General features: G+C 62.3%; 24 protein-coding genes and 1 pseudogene. 10 read left to right on the top strand and 15 right to left on the bottom strand.

Translation table 11 applies throughout. From position 1 onward, the window contains the following. The 3 genes from H0W47_RS13850 to H0W47_RS13860 form a co-directional block, all read left to right on the top strand. Positions 1-3711: S-layer family protein (locus H0W47_RS13850; protein WP_296925398.1), on the top strand; the 3711-nt coding region annotated here is incomplete at its 5' end. Between the two features lie 144 nt (positions 3712-3855). Continuing rightward, entirely contained in the window at positions 3856-4233 is a 378-nt protein-coding gene (locus H0W47_RS13855; RefSeq protein WP_296925400.1) for a hypothetical protein, read from the top strand. Continuing rightward, complete coding sequence (locus H0W47_RS13860) at positions 4230-4829, top strand: zeta toxin family protein (RefSeq protein ID WP_296925402.1); 600 nt, start codon at positions 4230-4232, stop codon at positions 4827-4829. Before H0W47_RS13855 ends, H0W47_RS13860 begins: the two co-directional genes overlap by 4 nt. A 22-nt stretch (positions 4830-4851) precedes the next feature. On the opposite strand, the gene H0W47_RS13865 is transcribed toward H0W47_RS13860, so the two are convergent. Together H0W47_RS13865 and murU are read right to left on the bottom strand one after the other, a co-directional pair. Next, positions 4852-6234: an aminopeptidase P N-terminal domain-containing protein gene (locus H0W47_RS13865; RefSeq protein ID WP_296925404.1), complete on the bottom strand. Its 1383-nt coding sequence runs from the start codon at positions 6232-6234 to the stop codon at positions 4852-4854. Positions 6235-6250: 16 nt separating this feature from the next. Next, entirely contained in the window at positions 6251-6943 is a 693-nt protein-coding gene (gene murU, locus H0W47_RS13870; RefSeq protein WP_296925406.1) for an N-acetylmuramate alpha-1-phosphate uridylyltransferase MurU, read from the bottom strand. A gap of 236 nt (positions 6944-7179) precedes the next feature. On the opposite strand from murU, the gene tkt reads away from it, so the two are divergent. The 4 genes from tkt (at position 7180) to yjjJ (ending at position 12340) form a co-directional block, all read left to right on the top strand. Further along, positions 7180-9231 carry a transketolase gene (gene tkt, locus H0W47_RS13875; protein WP_296925408.1) on the top strand — a complete coding sequence of 684 codons (2052 nt, stop codon included), beginning with the start codon at positions 7180-7182 and terminating at the stop codon, positions 9229-9231. A gap of 8 nt (positions 9232-9239) precedes the next feature. Continuing rightward, the gene (locus H0W47_RS13880) at positions 9240-9794 is read left to right on the top strand and encodes a GNAT family protein (RefSeq protein ID WP_296925411.1); all 555 of its coding nucleotides are present in this window, start codon (positions 9240-9242) and stop codon (positions 9792-9794) included. A gap of 27 nt (positions 9795-9821) precedes the next feature. Then, positions 9822-10820, top strand: coding sequence for a type I glyceraldehyde-3-phosphate dehydrogenase (gap, locus tag H0W47_RS13885; protein ID WP_296925413.1), 999 nt, complete (start codon positions 9822-9824; stop codon positions 10818-10820). Between the two features lie 203 nt (positions 10821-11023). Next, a complete protein-coding gene (yjjJ, locus tag H0W47_RS13890) occupies positions 11024-12340 on the top strand; it encodes a type II toxin-antitoxin system HipA family toxin YjjJ (RefSeq protein WP_296925416.1) in 1317 nt (438 codons plus the stop codon). A gap of 55 nt (positions 12341-12395) precedes the next feature. Here yjjJ and H0W47_RS13895 read toward each other — a convergent pair. Then, positions 12396-12594: pseudogene (locus H0W47_RS13895) on the bottom strand (pirin family protein); the annotation flags it as partial. Positions 12595-12871: 277 nt separating this feature from the next. On the opposite strand from H0W47_RS13895, the gene H0W47_RS13900 reads away from it, so the two are divergent. Further along, positions 12872-13252 (top strand): collagen-like protein, encoded by a 381-nt coding sequence (locus tag H0W47_RS13900; protein ID WP_296925418.1) that lies wholly within the window; start codon positions 12872-12874, stop codon positions 13250-13252. Positions 13253-13351: 99 nt separating this feature from the next. On the opposite strand, the gene H0W47_RS13905 is transcribed toward H0W47_RS13900, so the two are convergent. The 10 genes from H0W47_RS13905 to H0W47_RS13950 all read right to left on the bottom strand — a co-directional run bounded on the left by H0W47_RS13905 (position 13352) and on the right by H0W47_RS13950 (position 19497). Continuing rightward, entirely contained in the window at positions 13352-14113 is a 762-nt protein-coding gene (locus tag H0W47_RS13905; RefSeq protein WP_296925420.1) for an ABC transporter permease, read from the bottom strand. Further along, complete coding sequence (locus tag H0W47_RS13910; RefSeq protein ID WP_296925422.1) at positions 14110-15078, bottom strand: ABC transporter ATP-binding protein; 969 nt, start codon at positions 15076-15078, stop codon at positions 14110-14112. Before H0W47_RS13910 ends, H0W47_RS13905 begins: the two co-directional genes overlap by 4 nt. Before the next feature lie 132 nt (positions 15079-15210). Then, a complete protein-coding gene (locus H0W47_RS13915) occupies positions 15211-15918 on the bottom strand; it encodes a DUF899 family protein (protein ID WP_296925424.1) in 708 nt (235 codons plus the stop codon). 13 nt (positions 15919-15931) lie between these two features. Further along, entirely contained in the window at positions 15932-16420 is a 489-nt protein-coding gene (locus H0W47_RS13920; protein ID WP_296925426.1) for a DUF1579 domain-containing protein, read from the bottom strand. A 39-nt stretch (positions 16421-16459) separates the two neighbouring features. After that, positions 16460-16909 (bottom strand): GFA family protein, encoded by a 450-nt coding sequence (locus H0W47_RS13925; RefSeq protein ID WP_296925428.1) that lies wholly within the window; start codon positions 16907-16909, stop codon positions 16460-16462. 16 nt (positions 16910-16925) lie between these two features. After that, positions 16926-17339, bottom strand: a complete 414-nt coding sequence (locus H0W47_RS13930) for a VOC family protein (protein ID WP_296925430.1) — start codon at positions 17337-17339, stop codon at positions 16926-16928. Positions 17340-17427: 88 nt separating this feature from the next. Then, positions 17428-18069 carry a glutathione S-transferase family protein gene (locus H0W47_RS13935; protein ID WP_296925432.1) on the bottom strand — a complete coding sequence of 214 codons (642 nt, stop codon included), beginning with the start codon at positions 18067-18069 and terminating at the stop codon, positions 17428-17430. After that, on the bottom strand, positions 18066-18269 hold the full coding sequence (locus H0W47_RS13940) for a VOC family protein (protein WP_296925434.1): 204 nt from the start codon (positions 18267-18269) through the stop codon (positions 18066-18068). Before H0W47_RS13940 ends, H0W47_RS13935 begins: the two co-directional genes overlap by 4 nt. A 192-nt stretch (positions 18270-18461) precedes the next feature. Continuing rightward, on the bottom strand, positions 18462-18950 hold the full coding sequence (locus tag H0W47_RS13945; protein WP_296925436.1) for an SRPBCC domain-containing protein: 489 nt from the start codon (positions 18948-18950) through the stop codon (positions 18462-18464). Between the two features lie 37 nt (positions 18951-18987). Continuing rightward, a complete protein-coding gene (locus tag H0W47_RS13950) occupies positions 18988-19497 on the bottom strand; it encodes a VOC family protein (protein WP_296925437.1) in 510 nt (169 codons plus the stop codon). Positions 19498-19640: 143 nt separating this feature from the next. Between H0W47_RS13950 and H0W47_RS13955 the strand changes: the two genes are divergently transcribed. Then, positions 19641-20297, top strand: coding sequence for a TetR/AcrR family transcriptional regulator (locus tag H0W47_RS13955; RefSeq protein WP_296925438.1), 657 nt, complete (start codon positions 19641-19643; stop codon positions 20295-20297). A 179-nt stretch (positions 20298-20476) separates the two neighbouring features. Here H0W47_RS13955 and H0W47_RS13960 read toward each other — a convergent pair whose 3' ends face one another. Next, positions 20477-21019, bottom strand: a complete 543-nt coding sequence (locus H0W47_RS13960) for a LysE family transporter (protein WP_296925439.1) — start codon at positions 21017-21019, stop codon at positions 20477-20479. A gap of 134 nt (positions 21020-21153) precedes the next feature. On the opposite strand from H0W47_RS13960, the gene H0W47_RS13965 reads away from it, so the two are divergent. Next, on the top strand, positions 21154-21846 hold the full coding sequence (locus tag H0W47_RS13965) for an aspartate/glutamate racemase family protein (RefSeq protein WP_296925441.1): 693 nt from the start codon (positions 21154-21156) through the stop codon (positions 21844-21846). A gap of 176 nt (positions 21847-22022) precedes the next feature. Here H0W47_RS13965 and H0W47_RS13970 read toward each other — a convergent pair whose 3' ends face one another. Further along, positions 22023-22406 (bottom strand): hypothetical protein, encoded by a 384-nt coding sequence (locus H0W47_RS13970; protein WP_296925443.1) that lies wholly within the window; start codon positions 22404-22406, stop codon positions 22023-22025. Positions 22407-22475: the final 69 nt, after the last annotated feature.

A 22475-nucleotide genomic window follows, 5' to 3' on the forward strand; every position in this document is an offset into this window, starting at 1 on the left:
GTGGTGCTCAGCGCCACCAACACCGGCACCCTGTCAACCGGCAACGGCAGCATCACGGCGAACGGCGGCACGGCAGTTGCCCAGGCCGGACGCAACGCAGGCAACGTCACCTTAAGCGCGGGCGTGATCAACCTGGGCACGGGCGGCATCACGGCCAGCGGCACAGCCGGAGTGGGCACAGACCAGGCCGGCGGCGCGGGCGGGGCCATCAGCTTGACCAGCAGCGGCGCCATCACCGCTGGCGCCCTGACAGCCAGTGGCGGCGCAGGCGCAGCTACCAACGGTGCAGGCGGCGCAGCCGGCTCGATCACGGTACTGAACAACTCAACAACGCTGGGCGCCATTGTTCTGGGCGCGTTGACCGCGCGCACAGGTGCGGCGGCTGGCACCGGCGCAGGCGGGGCGGCAGGCTCCATCAGCGTGACCAACAACGCGGCAGGGCTGGCCCTGGGGACGGGGGCGATTGACACCTCAGGCAATGCTGGGGGCAACGGCGGCGCAGTCACACTGGCCTCCCAGGGCGGCGTGACCACCACGACCATCAGCACCGGTGGGGCAGCACTGGCTGCAGGCACACGTGCTGGCAGCAATGCAGGCAACATCACGATCACGGGCGTGAACCGCAGCGTCGGAGTCATCACAGCCAGCGGCAGCGCAGCCAATGGGACCAACCAGACGGGCGGCGCGGCCGGGGTGGTGTCCATCACCGGCACGGGCACACTGAACACGAGCACCATCACGGCATCGACAGGGGCGGCCACGGGAACGGGCGCTGGCGGCGCAGCGGGAAGCATCACACTGAGCGGTACAACAGTCACGGCCGGCGCCCTGACCACTACAGGCGCAAGCAACGGCGCCGGAGGCAATGTCAGCGCCACGGCAAGCACAGGACTGCTCAACGTGACAGGCGCGATTACCACCACCGGGGGCACGGCGCTGGCAAACACGGCCGGCCGAAGCGCTGGCACCGTGACACTGACAGGCAACTCGGTCACCACCGTTGGCATCACTGCCAACGGCAGTGCGGGCAATGGCACAAATAGGGCGGGCGGTAACGGCGCCGCCGTGACGGTGACCGGCAGCGGCGGCAATGTTTCAGTCGGCGCCATTTCGACGATCGGAGCCATCGCGGGGACAGGCAACGCCAACGGCGGCAATGCCGGCAGCATCACCCTGGATGCGAGTGGCGGCGCGCCTCTCATCACGCTCAATGGCAACCTCACAGCTACGGGGGGGAACGGGGTTGGCACTGGCACAGCCGGTAGCGGTGGTCAGGTCTGGGTCAAGGACGCGGTGACACAAACTGCGAATGTGACGGTTAACACCATAGGCGGCACGACGGGCGGCACCGGCGGTGCCATCCGGCTGGACGGCGCTTTGAATGAAGACGCAATGGCGCGCACCCTGACGCTGACGGCCGGGACTGGGGCCGTGACCTTGGGTGGTGGCGCCCCCACGAGTGCCGTGACCACTTTGAGCGCGACCGGAGGCAGCATCGCCCTTGGCTCCGTGCAGACCAAAGGTGCGCAAAGTTATGCCGGCGCTACCAGCCTCAACGGCAATCTGATGACGCTGGGCACGGCAGGCGCAGATACCGTCACCTTCAACAGTCCCGTCACCCTGACCGGCAACTCTTCGATTACGACGGCCGGTGGCGTGGGCGACAACATCGCCATCACGCAAACCATCAATGGTGAACATAACCTCACACTCAATGCTGGAGCCAGTGGCGACGTCACCACCACCGCAGGCATAGGGCAAACGACAGCGCTCGGGAATTTCAGCGCTGCGGGTGCGGCAGTAAGTCTGGGCGCGGTTCGGGCGGCGGGCATCTTCGGCCGCAGTACCACAGGCAACCTGACGGTGACCGGGGTGCAGACTGCTACGGGAGGCGGGGACTCGGTGGTTCTGGTCGCCAAGCAGAACTTCGTCAATACGTTCGGGGCCGGTGTCATCAATCCGGGGACGGGCCGCTGGCTTGTGTACTCAACCAACCCGGCAAGCGATACACGTAACGGTCTGACCGCCAACTTCAAACAGTACAACGCCACATATGGTGATGCCATTCTGGGCACGGGCAACGGGTTCGTTCATACGGTTGCGCCAGTCATTACGGTGTCTCTAACCGGGACTGTGAGCAAGGTTTATGACGGCAACACCACTGCGACGCTGGCTGCTGGCAACTACAGCAACTCAGGCGCCATTGATGGCGATGTGATCGTCCTCAACAACCCGACGAGTGGAAGTTATGCGGACAAAAACGCAGGGACCGGCAAGACCGTCACAGTATCAGGTGTCACTGCAACGGCATCGAATGGCGCAACAACGGTCTACGGTTATCAAGTTGCGGGTGGCGGTACCGCCACAGGAAATATTGGCGACATCACCCAACGCGCCCTGACGGTGGCAGCTGCAGGCAGCAACAAGGTCTACGACGGCAACACCACAGCAACCGTCAGCTTGACTGACAACCGCGTCGCTGGCGACACCCTGACGGCCAGCAACACAGCAGCGAACTTCGCCGACAAAAACGCAGGCCTGGCCAAAGCGGTCAGCGTCACGGGCATCAGCATCAGCGGAACTGACGCGGCCAACTACAGCTTCAACACCACCGCCAGCACGAGCGCAGACATCACCCAACGCGCCCTGACAGTGGCAGCTGCAGGCAGCAACAAGGTCTACGACGGCAACACCACAGCAACCGTCAGCTTGACTGACAACCGGGTCGCTGGCGACAGCCTGACGGCCAGCAACACAGCAGCGAACTTCGCCGACAAAAACGCAGGCCTGGCCAAAGCGGTCAGCGTCACGGGCATCAGCATCAGCGGCGCAGACGCGGCCAACTACACAGCCAACACCACGGCAGCTACCACGGCCAACATCACCCCAGCAAGCATTGCCAACGTGACGGGCATCACAGCCAATACCAAGATTGCCGACGGAAACACCACAGCTTCGCTGAACACCGGTGCTGCCGGCTTCACCGGGATGCTCGGAGGCGATGTGCTTAATGTCGCAGCAGCGACCGGTAATTTTGATACGGCTGCGCCGGGTAGGGGCAAGCCGGTGGCCGTCACCGGTATTGCGCTCGGTGGAGTGGATGCAGGCAATTACCTCCTGGCCAACAACACCGCCAGTACGGAAGCCACGATTGTGGATGCGGCGGGCCAAGGAGGGGCGTTCCGGCCAGCGCTGGCTCCTGCGACAGGCTTGTCCAGCGCCGCGCCGACACCTGTCTCCGCCGGCCTGTCTGCGGCGGCCATGAACGCCCTGCTGGAGTCCGCTCCTACTGCGGCCGGGTCCTGTGCCGACTCTGCGGCCGCCTGCGCAGCTGGCGATTCGGTCGTGCTGATGCAAATTCTGCGCGAACCGGCTGACCAGCGCCCCGGGATTGTTGCCGTGACTATTGCGAGCGAGCAGGTGGCTGGCGGCGCGGGTTTCCGGTTTGCCTTGCCCAGACGGCTGATGGCCCTGGCAGGTCAGGCGCCGGTGGAAGCCACCACGCTTTCCGGCAAACCGCTTCCGGCCTGGCTGCGGTTTGATGACGCCTCGGGCGAATTCACGGTGACGGGGCTGCCTGTTCGCGCATTGCCGCAGCAGCTTCGTGTTGGCCTGGGGTCGCGTTCGGTGGTACTGACAGTATCCGAGGGCGATGTGGCGTCGCCGGGGCTGCGCAGTGCAGAAGCAAAACCCTCTCTGCGGGGCGGCTGACCGGACACGTAGCACTTCCAGGCGTGCGTCTGGTCAGGTGCCGCGCATGAAACATGTCTGAGATTGCGTTGCCAACTGGCGAGCCTTTTAGCAGATTGCAAAAAGGGGCAATATGGCGCAAAATGCGCCATACAGGAGATTTTTATGGCCGCTCCCAGCAATTTTGCCTCCGTCAAACTTCCTGTCGATCTTGTAGAGCAGGCGCGAGAAGCGGCTCAGCCCTTGCGCCGTTCGGTCGCCGGACAAATCGAGTACTGGGCTACTCTTGGCCGGGTGGTAGAGCATTCCGGCCTGACTGCGCAAGAGGCTCAGGCCGCGATTGAGGTGTATGAGACTGCTGGGCGCAAGGCGCGCCTCCAGGCAGTCCCTCCCGCGACCGGCAAGACACCGAAGGCGCCAGATACGCTGGACGCTTTGACCGAGCGCCTGGTAAAGATCAGTACCAATGGCACGCTGCAAGCCCATGTGCGCCGCATTGTTGAGGAAAATCGGCAATCGGCGGTGCAACGGGCTGCGGCTTGACCCAGCCGATTTTTCACCTCCTCGCAGGCCCCAACGGCGCAGGCAAATCCACTCTCTATCGCGCGCTGCTTGACAGCGGAATCATCGCCCGCGAACTGGAGTTTGTGAACGCTGATCTGTACGAAAAAACCCACTTGCAAGACCTTGCGGACTTGCAAAAACGGTCGGAGGCAGCGCGCGACTGGGCCGATACACGGCGCCACGCATTGCTGGACGAAAAAGCTGGATTTGTGAGCGAAACCGTCTTCTCACATGAGTCCAAGCTGAGCCTTGTCAGTCGCGCCCAATCGCTGGGCTACCACGTCGTCCTCTACGTCGTGTCCGTGAACAATCCTCAACATTTGCTGGCGCGCGTCAGGCAGCGTGTTCAGGAGGGCGGCCACCATGTTCCGGCACGACGCATTCTTGAGCGCTATCCGCGCACCATGACCAACCTCCGGAAAGCGGTCCGCCTGGCAGACCTTGCCTTTGTCTACGATGGCGCCGAGGTCGAGCGGGGGGCACCCACGCTGGTGGCTGTGTGCAAGGCAGGGCAAACCACCGTGCTGGTGAAGAAGCTGCCACCGTGGGCGGCGGCGATGCTGGCTACCGACTGATCCATAGCCCCCGCCGGGCCTATCACCCCCGCATCAGGGCTTCAATTTCATCGGCATCCACCGGCACGCCACGCGTCATTAGCTCGCAACCCTTGGCTGTAACCAGCGCGTCATCTTCGATGCGGATGCCGATGTTCCAGAACTCCTTGGGCACACCCTTGCCAGGCCGAACGTAAATGCCGGGCTCGATGGTGGTGACCATGCCTGACCGCAGGATGCGCGAGGGTTTGCGCATGACGGTCTGGCCCAGCGCGTCTTTCTCCTCGCGTGGTTTGCTGCCGGGTTCGGTGTAGTCACCGCAGTCATGCACATCCATGCCCATCCAGTGACCGGTGCGGTGCATGTAGAACTGGCGATAAGCGCCGGATTCCAGCACGTCGTCCAGCTTGCCGTGTTTCTTTTTGTCGAGCAGGCCGGTATCCAGCATGCCCTGGGCCAGCACGCGCGTGGCGGCGTCATGCGGGTCCATGAATCGTTTGCCGGGCTTGGTGACCTTGACCGCAGCATCCTGTGCGGCGAGCACGATGTCATACAGCGTGCGCTGCGCCGGGGTGAACTTGCCGTTGGCCGGAAAGGTGCGCGTGATGTCGCTGGCGTAACCGTCGAGCTCACAACCGGCGTCAATCAGGCACAGGTCGCCGCTCTTCAGTTCTGCGTTGCCTGCGCGGTAGTGCAGCACGCAGGCATTGGCGCCAGCAGCGACGATGCTGGTGTAGGCCGGCCACTGTGAACCGTTGCGCCGGAACTCGTGCAGCAGCTCGGCTTCCAGGTGGTACTCGCGCAGGCCGCCGGCGACCGGCTTGCGCAGCATGGCGGCCGAGGCCTGCATTGCGCGCACGTGGGCGCCGGCCGAAATTTTGCCGGCGCGCCGCAAGATCGCGACCTCGTGCGCGTCTTTCAGCAGGCGCATCTCGTCCAGCACCTTGCACAGGTCGTGCTGGCTTTGCGGGCATTCTGCGCCGAAGCGGATGCGCGCGCGCACCTTGCCGAGCCAGCCATCGACCTGCGTCTCCAGGCCCGCATGGGTGGCAAACGGGTACCAGACGGCGTTCTGGTTCTGCAGTAGCAGCGGCATTTTTTCGTCAAGCGTGTCGGCGCTGAAGGCGGCGTCCACCCCCAGCGCGTCCGGGGCGGCCTTGGGGCCGAGCCGGATGCCGTCCCAGATTTCGCGCTCCAGATCCTTGGCACGGCAAAACAGCGTGCTCTTGCCGCTGGCGTCAATCACCAGCCACGCGCCGGGTTCGCTGAAACCGGTCAGGTAATAGAAATAGCTGTCATGCCGGTAGGCAAAGTCGCTGTCGCGGTTGCGCGCCAGTTCGGGGGCAGTGGGCAGCACGGCGATGCCGCCACCGGCGGCCTTCAGTGAGCGAGCAACGGCGGCGCGGCGTTTTTCGTAAATGGTCATGGATGAAGCGCGTTTTTTATTGGGTTGAGTTCAGTTCGGCCAGGCGTTCGGGTGTGCCCACGTCGGTCCATGGGCCTGAATATAGCGCCGCTGTGACCTGCCCGTCCTGCATGGCCCGGCGCAGCAGCGGCGCCAGTGCGGCTTTCTGGCCGGCTGGCGTGTCACGAAACAGCGCCGGATGATAAATACCGACCGTGCCATAGGTGAACTGCTGCGCCGCGCGTGACAGCGCCAGCCCGTCCGGGCTGATGCCGAAGTCGCCCTGGGGGTTGTGCAGCGGATTCGGCACCAGGTAAATATGCGCCAGCGCGCTGGAGGCGGCGAAACGGTGGGCGTCGGACGCCGGAAAGCCGAACTCCGGCATGAAAACATCACCGGCCAGCAGCCAGAACGGCGCGTCTTTCAGCAGCGGCAGCGCGGTTGCGATACCGCCTGCCGTTTCGAGCGCCCCGCCGAATTGGGCGCCTTCATGCGAGTAGCGAATGCGCAGGCCAAAGGCCCGGCCATCGCCCAGCGCGGCCGGAAACTGCTGCTCCAGCCAGGCGGTGTTGATGACCACCTCGGTCACGCCGGCGGCGGCGAGTTTTTCGAGGTGCCAGACGATCAGTGGCTTGCCCTGGACCTGCAGCAGGGGTTTGGGGGTGGCGTCGGTCAGCGGACGCATGCGTTCGCCGCGGCCGGCAGCCAGGATCAGGGCTTGAGTGCTCATGTCTGTGGATTATCACCGCTTATGCATCAAATGGGCCTCTAGCCCTCGTGAATCGGGCGTAACTAGCTATTAAATTCATAGCGAACCGGTGCTGCCCCGCGCGCAGCCGCAGGCAGGCGGTTCCGGCGGGGTACATCCCGTAAAATCTGGGGTTTTCCCGTGTTTGCCGGCGCTCCCCGCGCCGGTTGAATGCAGGAGTTGCCCCACGCCTCCCCACCCACCTGGACTCCACGCAAATGGCTGACACCTCCTCCTCCCTCATGGCCAACGCCATCCGCGCCCTGGCCATGGATGCCGTGCAACAGGCCAACTCCGGCCACCCCGGTGCGCCCATGGGCATGGCCGACATGGCGGTGGCATTGTGGGGCCGGCACCTCAAGCACAGCCCGCACAACCCGCACTGGTTCGACCGCGACCGTTTTGTGCTGTCCAACGGACACGGTTCCATGCTGATTTATGCGCTGCTGCATCTGACCGGTTACGACCTGCCGATCAAGGAATTGAAAAACTTCCGCCAGCTGCACAGCAAAACCCCCGGCCACCCCGAATACGGTTACACCGCCGGCGTAGAGACCACCACCGGCCCGCTGGGCCAGGGCATCAGCAACGCGGTCGGCATGGCGCTGGCCGAAAAACTGATGGCGGCAGAATTCAACCAGGCCGACCACAGCATCGTCGACCACCACACCTATGTCTTCATGGGCGATGGCTGCCTGATGGAAGGCATCAGCCACGAAGCCTGCGCGCTGGCCGGCGCCTGGAAGCTCAACAAGCTGATCGCGCTGTACGACGACAACGGCATTTCCATTGACGGCCAGGTCGCGCCCTGGTTCATCGACAACACCGCCTTGCGTTTTGCGGCCTATGGCTGGAACGTGATCGGCCCGATCGACGGCCATAACGCCGACGCCGTGGACCGCGCGATTGCCGACGCCAAAAACAGCGCCGACAAACCCACGCTGATCGTCTGCAAAACCCACATCGGCAAGGGCTCACCCAACCGCGCCAATACCGCCAAGGCGCATGGCGAGCCGCTGGGCGCCGAAGAAATCAAGCTCACGCGCGAGGCGCTGGACTGGAACCACGCCCCCTTTGAGCTGCCGAAAGAAGCGCACGAGGCCTGGGATGCCAAGGCCAAAGGCCTGGCGCTCGAAGCCGCCTGGGACGCCAAGTTCACCGCCTACAAGGTGGCTCATCCCGACCTGGCCGCCGAGTTCACCCGCCGCATGAAAGGCGATCTGCCGCGCGCGTTCTCTCAGACTGCAGTGGATACCGTGGTGGGTGCGCACACCAAAGCCGAGACCGTGGCTTCACGCAAGGCGTCGCAACTGGCGCTGGAAGCCTTCACCGCCGCCCTGCCTGAAATGCTGGGCGGATCAGCCGACCTGACCGGTTCCAACCTGACCAACACCAAGGCCACGCCAGCGCTGCGCTTCGATCTGGCCGGTGACGTGGTGATGAACGAAACGCCCGTCGGTGGAAAGGTCATCGGCCGCCACATCAACTACGGCGTGCGCGAATTTGGCATGGCCGCCATCATGAACGGCATTGCGCTGCACGGCGGCTACATCCCTTACGGCGGCACCTTCCTGACCTTCAGCGATTACAGCCGCAACGCCATCCGTATGGCCGCACTGATGAAGCTGCGCGTGGTGCACGTCTTCACCCACGACTCCATCGGCCTCGGCGAAGACGGCCCGACGCACCAGTCGATAGAACACGCCGCCAGCCTGCGCCTGATCCCAAACCTCGACGTCTGGCGCCCCGGCGACACCGCTGAAACCGCCGTGGCCTGGGCCGTGGCCCTGCAGAACAAGAACAAGCCGACCGCCTTGCTGCTGAGCCGCCAGAACTTGCCCTATGCGCCCAAGAACGATCTCGGCGAGATCAGCCGCGGCGCCTATGTGTTGTCCGAGCCGGCCGAAGTCGGCCTGGCCAAAAAGGCTCAGGCGGTGATCATCGCCACCGGCTCCGAAGTGCAGCTGGCACTCAAGGCGCAGGAACTACTTGCTACTAAAAAGATAGCTGTTCGCGTAGTCTCCATGCCGAGCAACACCACTTTTGACAAACAAAGCAGCACCTACAAATCGCAAGTGCTGCCTGAAGGCATCCCGCGCATCGCCGTCGAGATGGGCGTCACGGACGGCTGGTGGAAATACGGCTGCGCCGCGGTGGTTGGCATCGACACCTATGGCGAGTCCGCTCCAGCCCCCGTGCTGTTCAAACACTTCGGTTTCACGCCCGAGAACGTGGCTGACACCGTGCGCAAGGTGTTGCAGTCCAAGTAACGCGCCTGATGCAACAACCGGCGTTCCCCGAGCTTGAAACACCGCGATTGCGGTTGATCGAGTTGGATCATCAGCATGCGCCCGCGCTGCTGGCGATTCATCAGGACGCGCACCATATGCGTCACTGGGGAGCCAATCCGTTCGCCAATATGTCTGCCGCGCATGAATTCATCTCTGCCTGTCGCGCAGGGTGGAAGCTGCAAACTCCTGTCATGCGCTGGGCACTGCAGCACTGGGCAGATGGTGAAATTCTGGGCACTTGTGGGCTGTTTAACTGGGACCAGCGCTGGCAAAAATGCTTCTTAGGGTATGAGCTCAACCCCAGCGCGCAGCGCCAGGGCTTGATGCGTGAGGCGCTGAAGAAAATTCTGACTTGGGGTTTTGCACGGGGTCAGTTGCACCGCGTGGAAGCGCTCGTTCATCCGGACAACCAAGCCTCGCTGGGCTTGGCTGCGCAACTGGGGTTTCAGGTGGAGGGCCGCTTGCGTGAGGTCGCCCTCTGGAACGAGACCCGGCATGACATGCTTCAACTTGGGTTGCTGCAACCCGAGTGGCAACCGTAATTCTTTAACTGACTGGAGCTTGAGAAAATGGCGATCAAACTAGGTATCAACGGTTTCGGCCGTATCGGCCGCAATGTCTTGCGCGCAGCCGTGCAGAATTTCAGTGACATCGAGATCGTCGGCATCAACGACCTGCTTGAGCCGGACTACCTCAAGTACATGTTGCAGTACGACTCGGTGCATGGTCGCTTCAAGGGCGATGTGTCGGTCGAAGGCAATACCCTGATCGTCAACGGCAAAAAAATCCGCCTGACGCAGGAGCGCGACCCGGCTGCACTCAAGTGGAACGAGATCGGTGCCGACATCGTGCTGGAAGCGACCGGCCTTTTCCTCGACAAGGCCTCCGGCGAAAAACACCTGGCCGCAGGCGCCAAAAAAGTCATCTTCTCGGCGCCGTCGAAAGACGACACACCGATGTTCGTCTACGGCGTCAATGACAAGACCTATGCCGGTCAGGCCATCATCTCCAACGCCAGCTGCACCACCAACTGCCTGGCGCCCGTGGCCAAGGTGCTGCATGACAAGTGGGGCATCAAGCGCGGCCTGATGACCACCGTGCACGCAGCCACCGCCACGCAGAAAACCGTGGACGGCCCGAGCAACAAGGACTGGCGCGGCGGCCGCGGCATCCTGGAAAACATCATCCCCTCCAGCACCGGTGCAGCCAAGGCCGTCGGCGTGGTTATCCCCGAGCTCAACAAGAAGCTGACCGGCATGTCTTTCCGCGTCCCGACTTCCGACGTGTCGGTGGTGGACCTGACCTGCGAGCTGAACAAGGAAGCCACGCTCAAGGAAATCTGCGCCGAGATGAAGGCGCAGAGCGAAGGCGCGCTCAAGGGCATCCTCGGCTACACGGAAGACAAGGTGGTGGCCACCGACTTCCGCGGCGAGACCTGCACCAGTGTGTTTGACGCCGACGCCAGCATTGCGCTCGATGGCACCTTCATCAAGGTGGTGGCCTGGTACGACAACGAGTGGGGCTACTCCAACAAGTGCCTGGAGATGGTGCGCGTGGTGGCTGGATGACCCCCACGGTCGTTCGCTTCGCGTAACTTCCTGCCCCCCGAGGGGCCCGCGGCCCCTGCTGAGTTGAAAAAAAAAGCGCCTTCGGGCGCTTTTTTACTGATGCCAGCCAACCGTTGCTATGCTGAGATATCTATTCAATAATTGCCAAAAATGAGCAATTTCCCTATATTTCATTGATATTTATCTATTCATAAATTCATTCAATGGCACCAAATTCCAGCTTCACAAGCGCAGTGATGGACGCCCTGCGCGCCCATGGCGGTGTAGCCACCAGCGCGGAGCTGCAGGTGGCGCTGGGCGTTAGCCAGCCGACGATTTCCCGCGCCCTAGCACCCCTGGTTGCCTCCGGAGAGTTGCGCGCGCTCGGAGCGGCCAGGTCACGGCGTTATTTGTTGCCGCGCGCTGTGGAGGGTGTGGGCCGCGAGATACCCATCATGCGTGTGGACGCCCAGGGCGAGGTGACCTCTTTCGGGCGCTTGATACCCTTGCCGGGCGGCCGCTTTTGGGTGGATGAGGCCGATGGCGTTAGCAAGCCGCACGACGGTATGCCCTGGTTCCTGAACGACATGCGGCCCCAAGGCTTCATGGGCCGCACCTTTGCCCATGCCCATCCCGAGCTTCAACTGGCCGCCGACCCGCGGCGATGGAGCGAAGACGATGCCTTGAGGGCGATGGTGTTGTCTGGCGACGATTTGCCAGGCAACCTGATCGTGGGTGAGCAGGCCTTTGAGCGTTACCACGGTCTGGCTCAGCGCGCTTCCCGTGTCGACTCGTACAAGGACTATCCCGCCTTGGCGGAGCAGGCCATGCAAGGCACGCTTGCGGGCTCTTCGGCTGGTGGTGAGCAGCCCAAGTTTTGCACCATCTCCAACGGACGCCACGTGCTGGTGAAGTTTTCACCGGCGGGCGACTCTGCCGTCAACCAGCGCACGCGTGACCTGCTGGTGTGCGAGCACCTGGCGCTGCAGACGCTGGGCCAGGCGGGTCTGCCCGCGGCCATCACGCAAATTTTCTCAGCGGGCGGGCGTGTTTTTCTGGAGTCCGAACGTTTTGACCGCACGGCCAAGGGCCGGATCGGCATGGTGTCGCTGGAGGTGTACGACTCCGAATACGTTGGCAAGGTCGACAACTGGGCCGCCACGGCGAACCGCATGGCAGAAAGCCGGTTGCTCACGCCGCAAGACGCGGCGCATCTGCGTTTTCTGGAGGCGTATGGCCTGTTGATTGCCAACACCGATCGCCACTACGGCAATATCTCATTGCTGCTTCGTGACGATGACTGGTATTTGTCTCCTACCTACGACATGCTGCCCATGCTTTACGCGCCTGTGAACGGTGAGCTGGTTGAACGGGCGTTCACCGATCGCCCGCTGCACCCCACGGCGGCCACCCTGGCAGAGTGGGCGCGCGCCAAGGAGCTTGCCGCCGCTTTCTGGGCTGCTGCTGCGTCCAGCGTTCTGATCTCTTCAGACTTTCGCGCCATCGCTGCAAAAAACCGGCAAAGCCTGCAGGCGCTGTAAAAAGCGCTATGCGGGCTGCTCTTCCCGCCCGTCCGGGTGCCGCGCTGTCAAATCACTGCAAATCGCCACCGCCAAAACGCGCGGTCGCGCCCAGCGAATCGGAGTGGTCGATCAGCCCATGCGCACGATGGTCACCGTCTCGAAGCCGCGGTGCGGGTGCGGAAAGCCCGGCACCTTTTCACCGTGGTACCTGCTCCAGCCGTCCTTGCGGCTGAAGTCTGACCGATGGCGCGGCCGGCCCGTGAGGCGGCCGGCCCCATGTCGGCGTTGGCTTTCGGGCGTGGGTGATTCGATCAGCACAGTTGTGCTTTCGCAGCCTGCTTTTCAAGGGCTGGCCGGTGGCGATGTTGCCGATTCCGGACAGACGGCGGTGTAGGCGTCCTACAGCGACCTGACGACACATCGCCTATCTTCAATGTTCGTCCTTTGTCTACCCAGAAATTTTTTTAGGCAGTTCATGGCCGAGGCAGTAATATTGCCTGCGCACACTTCCGCGCTCATTTGTTTGCTTACATTCCCAAAGGGTTTCCCATGAAATATTCCATCCTTCTCGCCGCCATGATCGCCACTCTGGGCCTGACCGCCTGCGAACGCACTGTTGTCACGCCCACTCCGGCCGTGGTGACTGTTCCTGGCCCGGCCGGCCCTGCTGGCGCAACTGGCACGGCCGGTTCCACTGGTTCCACCGGTTCGACGGGTTCCACAGGCTCGACGGGCTACACGGGTGCCACCGGCGCTACCGGATCGACGGGTTCTACTGGTTCCACCGGCGCCACAGGTCCTAGCGGCGGCGCAACGGGTGCCACTGGCGCAACGGGTGCCACGGGCGCTACAGGTTCAACCGGCTCAACCGGCTCAACCGGTGCCAAGGGCGCAACTGGCGACACCGTGATTGTTGTTCCTGCCAAGTAAGCTTTAGCATCCGGAGCCGTCTTCGGACGGTGCCGAGCGCAAAAAAAAGCGCCAGTCACTTCGGTGACTGGCGCTTTTTTGTCGTTTGCGCGCTCCAGCTCAGGCCTTGAGTTTCCAGCCCGTGCGGAAGATCCACCAGATGGCTGTCAGGCACAGGGCCAAAAAGCCCAGAATGGCCGCGACGCTGATGCCGACATTGACATCGGCCACGCCGTAAAAGCTCCAGCGGAATCCGCTGATCAAATAAACGACCGGGTTGAACAGCGCAATCTTTTGCCACAGCGGCGGCAGCATGTTGATCGAGTAAAACGCCCCCCCGAGAAAGGTCAGCGGGGTGACGATCATCAGCGGCACGATCTGCAGCTTCTGGAAGTTGTCAGCCCACAGGCCAATGATGAAGCCAAACAGGCTGAAGGTCACTGCCGTCAGCAGCAGAAAGCACAACATCCAGAACGGGTGCGCGATGCTGTAGGGCACAAAGAGGCGCGCAGTCAACAGGATCAAGAGGCCCAGCAGCACGGACTTGCTGGCCGCCGCGCCCACATACCCCATGACCACCTCCATGGCCGACACAGGCGCCGACAGCAGCTCGTAAATCGTGCCCGACCACTTGGGCATGTAGATGCCGAAGGCCGAGTTGGAGATGCTTTCGTTGAGCAGCGACAGCATGATCAGGCCGGGAATGATGAAAGCGCCATAACTGATGCCGTCGATGTCGCCCATTCGCGAGCCGATGGCCGCGCCGAACACCACGAAGTACAGCGAGGTCGAGATCACCGGCGAGGCAATCGACTGCATCAAGGTGCGGAAGGTGCGCGCCATCTCAAAGCGATAAATTGCGCGTATAGCCTGCCAGTTCATGCGGTGTCCTTCTGCACGGTTTGGCCTGCCTGCGCGAGCGGTGGCGGGGTGTGAACCAGGCTGACGAAGATATCCTCGAGCGAGCTTTCGCTCGACTGCAGGTCCTTGAAGTCGATGCCCAGCGCGGCCAGCCGCTTGAGCAGTTCGCCGATGCCGGTTTCTTCCTGCTGCGTGTCAAAGGTATAGACCAGCGTGCTGCCGCCCTCGGCCAGCTCCAGCGGCAACTCCGCCAGCGCTTGCGGCACGGCCACCAGAGGTGCGCGCAGCTGCAGGGTGAGTTGCTTTTTGCCCAGCTTGCGCATCAGCACGTCCTTGTCTTCCACCACGATGAGCTGCCCCTTGCTGATCACGCCGATGCGGTCGGCCATTTCCTCGGCTTCTTCGATGTAATGGGTGGTCAGGATGATGGTGACCCCGCTGTCCTGCAGCTTGCGCACCATCTGCCACATGCCCTGGCGCAGCTCGACGTCCACGCCGGCGGTCGGCTCGTCTAGAAACAGGATTTGCGGTTCGTGCGACAACGCCTTGGCGATCAGCACGCGGCGTTTCATGCCGCCCGACAGCGTCATGATCTTGCTGTCTTTCTTGTCCCACAGCGACAGGTCGCGCAGCACCTTCTCGATATACGTCGGGTTGGCCGGCTTGCCGAACAGGCCACGGCTGAAGCTCACGGTGGACCAGACTGTTTCAAAGGCGTCAGTCGAGAGTTCCTGCGGCACCAGGCCGATCTTGGCGCGCGCCGCGCGGTAGTCCCGCACGATGTCGTGCCCGTCGGCCAGCACGCGGCCCGAACTGGGCTTGACGATGCCGCAGACGATGTTGATCAGCGTGGTCTTGCCGGCGCCGTTGGGCCCGAGCAGCGCGAAAATTTCGCCGCGGCGGATGGTGAGGTCGACTGATTTGAGGGCTTCGAAGCCCGAGGCATACACCTTGCTGAGCTGTTCTATGGAAATAATGTCTGGCAAATCGGAGTTCCGGTTGATGTTGGCGCGATGAAGCCGCGCCAATCTGCGCCACTGTAACTGGATCGCGTGAATGCTGCTGACGCCGAACTTGTCGACAGTGTGCCGCTGATTTCCCTGGCCTCGGACCGGGTGTCAGGGCTGGGGATAACTGAGCTCTGGGTACCAGTCCTGGCCGCGGCCTTCGGGCGTGCTGTCCAGCAGGGTCCACAGTGGCATCAGGTCAGGCGCGCCGCGCGGGTCCTGGCCGGGGTCGGCGGTGGCCATGCCCATCTCGCCGCTCCAGAAATGCCGCAGCTTGCCGTCGCGCCGGGTGAAAATATTGAAGGCCGGCTCATCCGCGTCGTCCGCGCTCACATAGTCGCGTGTGTAGTCGCCGCTCACATCCGAATACAGCTTCAGGTGCTTCCAGCCGCGTTCTTTTTTGAATGCCAGCAGGCGCTCTATCGGTGAGCGCGCCACCACTGCCAGTCCGACGCGCTGCATCAGGTCCTCGGCTTCGCCGTCCCAGGCCGACAGCAGCGAGGTGCACATCGGGCAGGGCTGCTTGCGCTGGGGCCCGAACATGTAGCTGTAAACCACCAGCGTCTGCTTGCCTGCAAACAGCTCGGAAAATTTCACCGGGCCGTGTTCGCCCACCAGCTCATAATCTTTCGGCAAGACGCCGCCCGGTGGCAACTCGCGCCGCTGCTGCGCCACGCGTTCGATATGGCGCCGCAGCTCGATCTCTTCGGCCAGCAGCGCGTCGCGCGCGCGCCGGTAGTCCGGGCTCTCGTTGGGAAAGCGAATCCCGTTTTTTTGGGCCAGCTCTTTTGCTGGCCTGAGTGTTTGTGTCGCGCTCATGGCATCTCCCCTCTTACTTCACGCGCAGGTAGGTCGCCGTCATGAAACGTTTCCAGCTGCCGTCCGGCTGCAGGGTCTGCGAATGCAGCGTGCGCTCGTCCTTGCTCTTGATGGTGATGACATCCTGGTAGCGCGCCGTTGTGCCGTCGCCGGTGAAGCTCGGGCCTTCGGTGTCCAGCGTCAGCACTTTCTGCGCGGCGTCGAGCTGGCCGTCGTAGAAAAACATGGCCGGCCCCATGGAGCCGGCCCAGCTGCCGACAAATTTTTTGTTGGCGATGTCATAACCCAGCGTCATCAGCATGTAGCCGGTGTCCTCGCCACCGGGCATTCCGCCCTCGCCTTCGCAGACCACAAAAAAGTCGCCCATGGCGCGCACGTGTTCCTTGCCGTTGGTCCGGCTGGCGGGCTGGTCGGGGCCCATGTCGCATTCACCGACCATGGTCCAGTCGCCCAGCATCTGCTGCAGCCAAGCGTGTTCCGGTTGGGGTTTCGCGTCCATCATGAATAGTCTCCTTGGGTTGCTAATTCGGTGTCCGGCGGCTCACAGGTAGCCGGTTATGGGGGGCGGATTGGCCCAATCGTCGTGTGCGCCGTCTTCATAACTGATTGGCGCGGCAGCCAGCTCATGGGGATCCACCTCGTCCAGGCACGCGACATTCACGCAAAAAAAGTCGCCGCCCATGACAGGTTCGCTGGCGCTGACGAAAGCGTAGACGCCGCAAGTCCTGCAAAAAGTGTGGTCGATCGAGCCTTCTCCGAAGCGGTAGTGGCTCAGGTTTTCTGCGCCTTGAAGCAGCCGGAAAGCTTCGGACGGGACGTGGTTCTTCCACATGCGGGTCTTGCCGCAAAACGAGCAGTTGCAGCGCAATGTGGATGCGAACCACGGGCCGGGCCGGATCTGAGGTGAGCGTTGGCCTGCTGGCGCGAGGTCGATGTCGCATGAAAACCTGACCGCACCGCAATGACAACTTCCATTTCGGGTCTGAATCACGGCGGTGCTTACACAATCAGGCCGACACTTCGGTCATGACCATCCACGCCACACCAAACCTGTCGCGCAGCATGCCGAAAGAGGAGGTCCAGAAGGTTTTGGTCAAGGGCATCTGTACGCTGCCACCTTCGGACAGCGCGTCAAACAGGCGTTTTGTCTCCGCGTCGCTGCTTGCACTCAGCGCCAGCGTGACGCCTTTGAATTCGGCAGTTCCTGGCCCCATGCCGTCGTCCGCCATCAGGGTGGTGTCGCCAATCTTGAAAGCGGCATGCATGATCTTTTTCTCGTAGCCGGGCGCCCCCTTCATGTCCGGGTCAGGGCTCTCACTCCAGCGCATCAATGTGGTCACTTCGGCGCCGGCGTTCTTTTTGTAGAACTCCAGCGCCTCTTCGCAGCGGCCTTCAAAGGAAAGATAGGCTTGTACTTGCATCAAATTCTCCTGGTAGTGGATGGGGTTGAAAAAATCAAAGTGGCGCCGCAGCCCAGCATAAAGTCGCAAGGTCTCGGTCACCATGGGCTCACGCAGCCTTTGCCAGAGCGGCCGTCCCGGCCAGTTCAGGAAAGGGCTCGCGCCATGCGGGCAGCGCATTCAGTTGTGCATGCCAGCGCCGGATTTCGGGAAAGGATTCCAGCGGCAACTGCGCCTGCTGCGCATAAGGCAGCGTGATGGCCACGGCAAAGTCCGCAACACTCAGGGCTTCCCCCACCAGGTAGCTGCGGCCGCGCAGATGCGCTTCCAGCACTGCGGCAAAACGCAAGAAACCTTCGGTGGCTTTCTGCACCTCTGCCAGGTCGGGCCCGCCCATGCCGAACCGCGACTTGATGATGTGCTCGAAGTACAGCGTGCCGGCCTTGGGGGCAAATTCAGTCGCGTCCCACATCAGCCAGCGCAACACCTCGAACTGGCGCGCGTCTGTCGGCCACAGGTCGGAGCCAGCCTTGCGCGCCAGGTAACACATGATCGCGTTGGATTCCCAAAGCGTGGTTTCGCCGTCCACCAGCACCGGCACCTTGCCATTCGGGTTCATGGCGAGGAAGGCCGGCGTCTTGTGCTCACCCTTGCCCAGGTTTACGTGGACAAACTCAACCGGCAGCGCCAGGTGGCGTGCCAGCGCGCAGACCTTGCGCGGGTTGAGCACGTCGAAGTAATAAAGCTTCATGCCGGCCCTCCGGCCTCTTCATAGGCCTGCTGCAGCTTGGGGTCGTCCAGCTTGACCATGAAGCTGCCCTTTGGGCAAGGCGCACCGGCACCATAACGCTGTGTCTCGCCGGTTTTGGCGTTGCTGAACACCGAGGTGTAGAACTTCAACGCGTCCTCCGCCTGGTCCTTGAAGGTCAGGAAGGTGGTAATTTTGTGCATGTTTCTTTCCTTGCAAGTGGTGACTGCGTACACAGCCATTTTTTTAACAGATGAACACCCCGCCTGCGCAAATTCTCGTGGGAGTGGATGGGTTGGAAAAATCGGCCGCGGGGGTGGGCTGCCAGCGCGACGGCAAAACGCATGAAACCTTGCGTGGCCTTGTGCACCTCTTCAGCGTCGGCGGGTGTATTGTTAGGCCTGTTGACGATCTGAAAAGTAGCGTACAAGGTTAGTGAATGAACTGTTATGACCATCTTCGTGACCCTTGATCATGCTGTCCCCAACGAATGACGCAACCTGCGTTGTGCTTAACAAACGTGTGGTCTTTCCGGTTTGTTCAAGTTCCAAGGTCGTCAATGAGGCACACAGCCGCTTGCCCTCCATCACGATGGTTTCGGTGGATACGATGCGGTTGTTTTTGATGATCTCCAGGTAGTGTGTCGTGCCGTGTATGTTGGGGTTCTGTTTGGAACCGCATCGATAGCGATCGAAGCCGCCCTCGCTGAAGTTCTCTGTGTCGTAAATGATGACCGCCGTGTCAGATGGTGCTCCCCACTCGGAGCGAATTTTTGCACTTGCGAAAGCATCGAAGACCTCACTGACAGCCGAAGGTATTTCTCTTTCAAAGACAAGTGTTGCGTGTTTAGCTTGCTCGGTGAAACTGTGCTTTAAAGATGACATAACGCTTCCCGTGTATTGGTCACATGGGTTTGAACATTCATGAAATGCTCCCTTTCTTCAGTGGTTTAGTTGAACTGATGGCGTCGTACGCCTGCTGCAGCTTTGTGCCGTCCAACTTGATCATCTGCATCATGACTTTCATGACATGTTCGACTTTGCGCGGGTCCTTGTCGGCCAGCACAGTGCGCAACACGCTGGGCACAATTTGCCAGGACACGCCGAACTTGTCTGTCAGCCACCCGCAGGCCTGCACGCTGCCGCCTTCGGACAGGCTGTCCCAGAGTTCATCGACCTCGTCCTGGGTCGGGCAATCTACCATCAGCGACATGCCGGGGGCAAAGCCGAAGTCCTGGCCTGCATTGAGCACGAAGAAAATCTGGCCGGCGATCTCGAAGCTGCCAGTCATGAACATCCCCTTGGGGCACGGCGCACCCTCGCCGTAGCGCTGGGTTTCGCCGGCCTTGGCATTCCTGAACACCGAGGTGTAGAACTTCAGCGCGTCTTCGGCCTGGTCCTTGAAAGTCAGGAAGGTCGTGACTTTCTGCATGATTGTTTCTCCTTGTAGATGCCTGCGGGCCGGCACCTTTTTGAGTCTCTTGTCCCAGCTCAAAGAACAAGACTATTGTGTACATCGTCCACAAGAGAATATCAAAGATAATGGACACTGTCCACATTTAAATGTAACAAACCATGAACACCCCCACCGCACCCTCGGCAGCGCCCGCAGTCCGCAGCACCTACCGCCATGGTGACCTGCGGCGCGTACTGCTGGAAGCCGGGATCGAGCTGGCGCGCAAGGGTGGGCCCGACGCCGTGGTGCTGCGCGAAGCCACGCGCCGGGCCGGGGTGGCGCCGAATGCCGCCTACCGCCACTTTGCCGGCCGCGACGCGCTGCTGCAGGCGGTGCGGGCCGCCGCGCTGTCGGCAGTGGCTGCCGCCATGGAGGCCGAGCTGGCCACCCTCCCGCCGGACTTGCCGCCGGCCGACCTTGCCCGCGCCAGCGTGCGGGCCGTCGGCAGCGGCTACCTGCGGTTTGCGCTGCTTGAGACGGGGCTGTTCCGCACGGCCTTTGCCCGCTCCGACGTGCTGATTCAGGCCACGCACGAGGCCCCGACGGCCGGTCCTGGCGGGCTTAACCCCTTCGAGCTGCTGGGCGCTGCGCTCGACAAGCTGGTCGCCGCAGGCGTGATGCCCCCCGAGCGCCGGCCCGGCGCTGAATTCCTCGCCTGGTCGGCAGTCCACGGCCTGGCCATGCTGGTGGTGGACGGCCCGCTGGCCCCGGTGATCGGCCCGCAGATGGAGCAGGTCGGCCAGCGCCTGCTGGACATGGTGGAAAAAGGACTTTGACCTAAAAATATATAGGTCAAATCGGGCTGTAGCCCTTATTATTTGGGCGCCAGCAGCTACAAAATTGAGAGCAATAGTGAATCAGGGTCAGCGCACTGCTCAGCGCGCCTTGATCTCGCTGGCAGTGACTAGCAACAGCCGCAGCCCCAACGCACCCACGATGGCTCCGGCCATGCGGTTCAGCCGCTGGCGCTGGCGCGCGTGACCCGCTTGCACGCGCGGATGCGAAAACGTGAGGCCAAAAAGATGTGCCAGCCCAGAGAGTTCAGAAACACCAGGCCCACGGCCCAGGCCAGCAAAGAGGTGCTGGGGTGTTGCGGTAGGGCGGTCGCAAAAACGCTGCCGAAGAACAGCGCCGACTTGGGGTTCATGATGTTGGTGAGAAAGCCCAGCCGGAAGGCTGCATAAGGCGCCAGCATGTCAGCCGCTTGCCCGCCAGCCGATGCGCCCGAGCGCCACAACCGCACCGCCACGTAGCAAAGATAAATGCCACCAGCCACCTGCAGCGCAAAACGCAGCCCAGGCATGGCCGCGAACACGGCGTTGACGCCAAGAATGGCCAGCAAGGCCCAGGTGACCGCGACGGTGGTCACACCGAAGCCGACGTAGAGCGCACTTCGGCGCTGGCCGCCCGCCGCCAGCTGGGAGATGACCAGCACATTGGCGCCCGGCGTGACGAGCACAACCCAATGCAAAAGTGCGATGGTGAGAAGAGTGGTCATCATTTTGCAGCCCGCCGCCTGAAGCCAAAACACCAGCATAGCCGGCTTTGCCCGGCTGGTGGCGCAGCCAAAGCCCGCAGCCGGGCAGCGGCGCGGAACTTGTTGTAAAACCACTGCCGAAGGAACCCATCGTCATGCCCCAGCACATTGGAATCGTCGGCTGCTCTGCGGAAGGCGCAGCGCTTTGTTATCGCACCATCTGCGCCGAAGGTGCGCCACTGCTTGGCCCGCACGCGCACCCGGAGGTGTCCATGCACACGCCCTCACTGGCCAGCTACGTACACTGCCTGGAGCACGGCGACATGGATGGCGTGGGTGAGCTCATGCTGGCGTCTGCGCACAAGCTGGCTGCAGCAGGCGCAGATTTTTTGATTTGCCCAGACAACACCATCCACCAGGCCTTTGCCTACGTGGCGCCGCGCTCGCCGCTGCCCTGGCTGCACATTGCCGAGGTGGTGGCAGACGAGGCCGCCAGGCGCGGCTTTCAGCGCATCGGCATCACCGGCACGCGCTGGCTGGTAGCCAGCGAGGTTTACCCGGAAAAGCTCAGCGCGCGCGGGCTGCAGTACATGCGCCCGAGCGACGCTGAGCGCGACGACCTGGGCCGCATCATCATGGACGAGCTGGTGTGCGGCATCTTCAAGCCTGAAGCCGTAGCCAGCTTTCAGCGCGTAATGGCAAGAATGAAAAGCGAAGGCTGCGACGCCGTGGTACTGGGCTGCACCGAGATTCCGTTGATCATCAACGACGCCAACGCCCCGCTGCCCACGCTGGACTCCACACGCCTGCTGGCGCGTGCTGCGCTGCAACGCGCAGTGGGTGGGTGAGATTGCGGCAGGCAAAAGTTAAGCACGAAATCAGGTTCCAGCCCAGTAAATATGGGCGTCGGCAGCTATAAATAGGGTAGCAATAGTAGATCGCGTGCATGGATCCCGGATCGAGCCCGGGATGACGAGCGAAGGTTGCAGCCGACGATTCCCAAGTCCGACAGGCTCCTAGGCACTCAGTGCACCTTCTTCGACACAAACGCTATGACCAGCCCGCGCGTGGTGACCGTGATCTTGCCGGGCTCCAGCCCCCGTCCGTCGGCCAGCATCAGGTCTTGCGGGCGCAACTGGTGCAGCAGCACGTCGCGCAGCAACTGCTCGGCCAGCGCCGGCCCGTACGCTGTCAGCAGCTCGGTCTGGCGCGGCGGCATGCCCGAAAAGCGCAAAGTGTTGACCTTCAGCTGGTGCGCGCGAATCGACTGGTCGTTGGGCTCATAGCGCAGTGCAAAGTCCAGGTCGAACACGCCGGCGTCACGCTCGGGCAGGGCGGGCCCGCTGGCTTCTAGCCCGGATATTTCATTAGCAGGAGTCGGCAGCCCCGTGCCGAAGCGCGTTGTCATTGGTGTTCGATGTCAATTGCAACCGGGGACTGCCAATGCCAAAGTGTACGCAAGAACGGATCGATTTTG

This window comes from Polaromonas sp., assembly GCF_013817205.1.
In the GTDB taxonomy this organism is placed as follows: Bacteria; Pseudomonadota; Gammaproteobacteria; order Burkholderiales; family Burkholderiaceae_C; genus Polaromonas.

What these genes read in the sequence shown, in the direction of transcription:
- H0W47_RS13855 (WP_296925400.1), top strand. Translation starts at nt 3,856, where the DNA reads ATGGCCGCTCCCAGCAATTTTGCCTCCGTCAAACTTCCTGTCGATCTT.
- H0W47_RS13865 (WP_296925404.1), bottom strand. Translation starts at nt 6,234, where the DNA reads ATGACCATTTACGAAAAACGCCGCGCCGCCGTTGCTCGCTCACTGAAG.
- murU (WP_296925406.1), bottom strand. Translation starts at nt 6,943, where the DNA reads ATGAGCACTCAAGCCCTGATCCTGGCTGCCGGCCGCGGCGAACGCATG.
- tkt (WP_296925408.1), top strand. Translation starts at nt 7,180, where the DNA reads ATGGCTGACACCTCCTCCTCCCTCATGGCCAACGCCATCCGCGCCCTG.
- H0W47_RS13880 (WP_296925411.1), top strand. Translation starts at nt 9,240, where the DNA reads ATGCAACAACCGGCGTTCCCCGAGCTTGAAACACCGCGATTGCGGTTG.
- gap (WP_296925413.1), top strand. Translation starts at nt 9,822, where the DNA reads ATGGCGATCAAACTAGGTATCAACGGTTTCGGCCGTATCGGCCGCAAT.
- yjjJ (WP_296925416.1), top strand. Translation starts at nt 11,024, where the DNA reads ATGGCACCAAATTCCAGCTTCACAAGCGCAGTGATGGACGCCCTGCGC.
- H0W47_RS13900 (WP_296925418.1), top strand. Translation starts at nt 12,872, where the DNA reads ATGAAATATTCCATCCTTCTCGCCGCCATGATCGCCACTCTGGGCCTG.
- H0W47_RS13905 (WP_296925420.1), bottom strand. Translation starts at nt 14,113, where the DNA reads ATGAACTGGCAGGCTATACGCGCAATTTATCGCTTTGAGATGGCGCGC.
- H0W47_RS13915 (WP_296925424.1), bottom strand. Translation starts at nt 15,918, where the DNA reads ATGAGCGCGACACAAACACTCAGGCCAGCAAAAGAGCTGGCCCAAAAA.
- H0W47_RS13920 (WP_296925426.1), bottom strand. Translation starts at nt 16,420, where the DNA reads ATGATGGACGCGAAACCCCAACCGGAACACGCTTGGCTGCAGCAGATG.
- H0W47_RS13930 (WP_296925430.1), bottom strand. Translation starts at nt 17,339, where the DNA reads ATGCAAGTACAAGCCTATCTTTCCTTTGAAGGCCGCTGCGAAGAGGCG.
- H0W47_RS13935 (WP_296925432.1), bottom strand. Translation starts at nt 18,069, where the DNA reads ATGAAGCTTTATTACTTCGACGTGCTCAACCCGCGCAAGGTCTGCGCG.
- H0W47_RS13940 (WP_296925434.1), bottom strand. Translation starts at nt 18,269, where the DNA reads ATGCACAAAATTACCACCTTCCTGACCTTCAAGGACCAGGCGGAGGAC.
- H0W47_RS13945 (WP_296925436.1), bottom strand. Translation starts at nt 18,950, where the DNA reads ATGTCATCTTTAAAGCACAGTTTCACCGAGCAAGCTAAACACGCAACA.
- H0W47_RS13950 (WP_296925437.1), bottom strand. Translation starts at nt 19,497, where the DNA reads ATGCAGAAAGTCACGACCTTCCTGACTTTCAAGGACCAGGCCGAAGAC.
- H0W47_RS13955 (WP_296925438.1), top strand. Translation starts at nt 19,641, where the DNA reads ATGAACACCCCCACCGCACCCTCGGCAGCGCCCGCAGTCCGCAGCACC.
- H0W47_RS13960 (WP_296925439.1), bottom strand. Translation starts at nt 21,019, where the DNA reads ATGACCACTCTTCTCACCATCGCACTTTTGCATTGGGTTGTGCTCGTC.
- H0W47_RS13965 (WP_296925441.1), top strand. Translation starts at nt 21,154, where the DNA reads ATGCCCCAGCACATTGGAATCGTCGGCTGCTCTGCGGAAGGCGCAGCG.
- H0W47_RS13970 (WP_296925443.1), bottom strand. Translation starts at nt 22,406, where the DNA reads ATGACAACGCGCTTCGGCACGGGGCTGCCGACTCCTGCTAATGAAATA.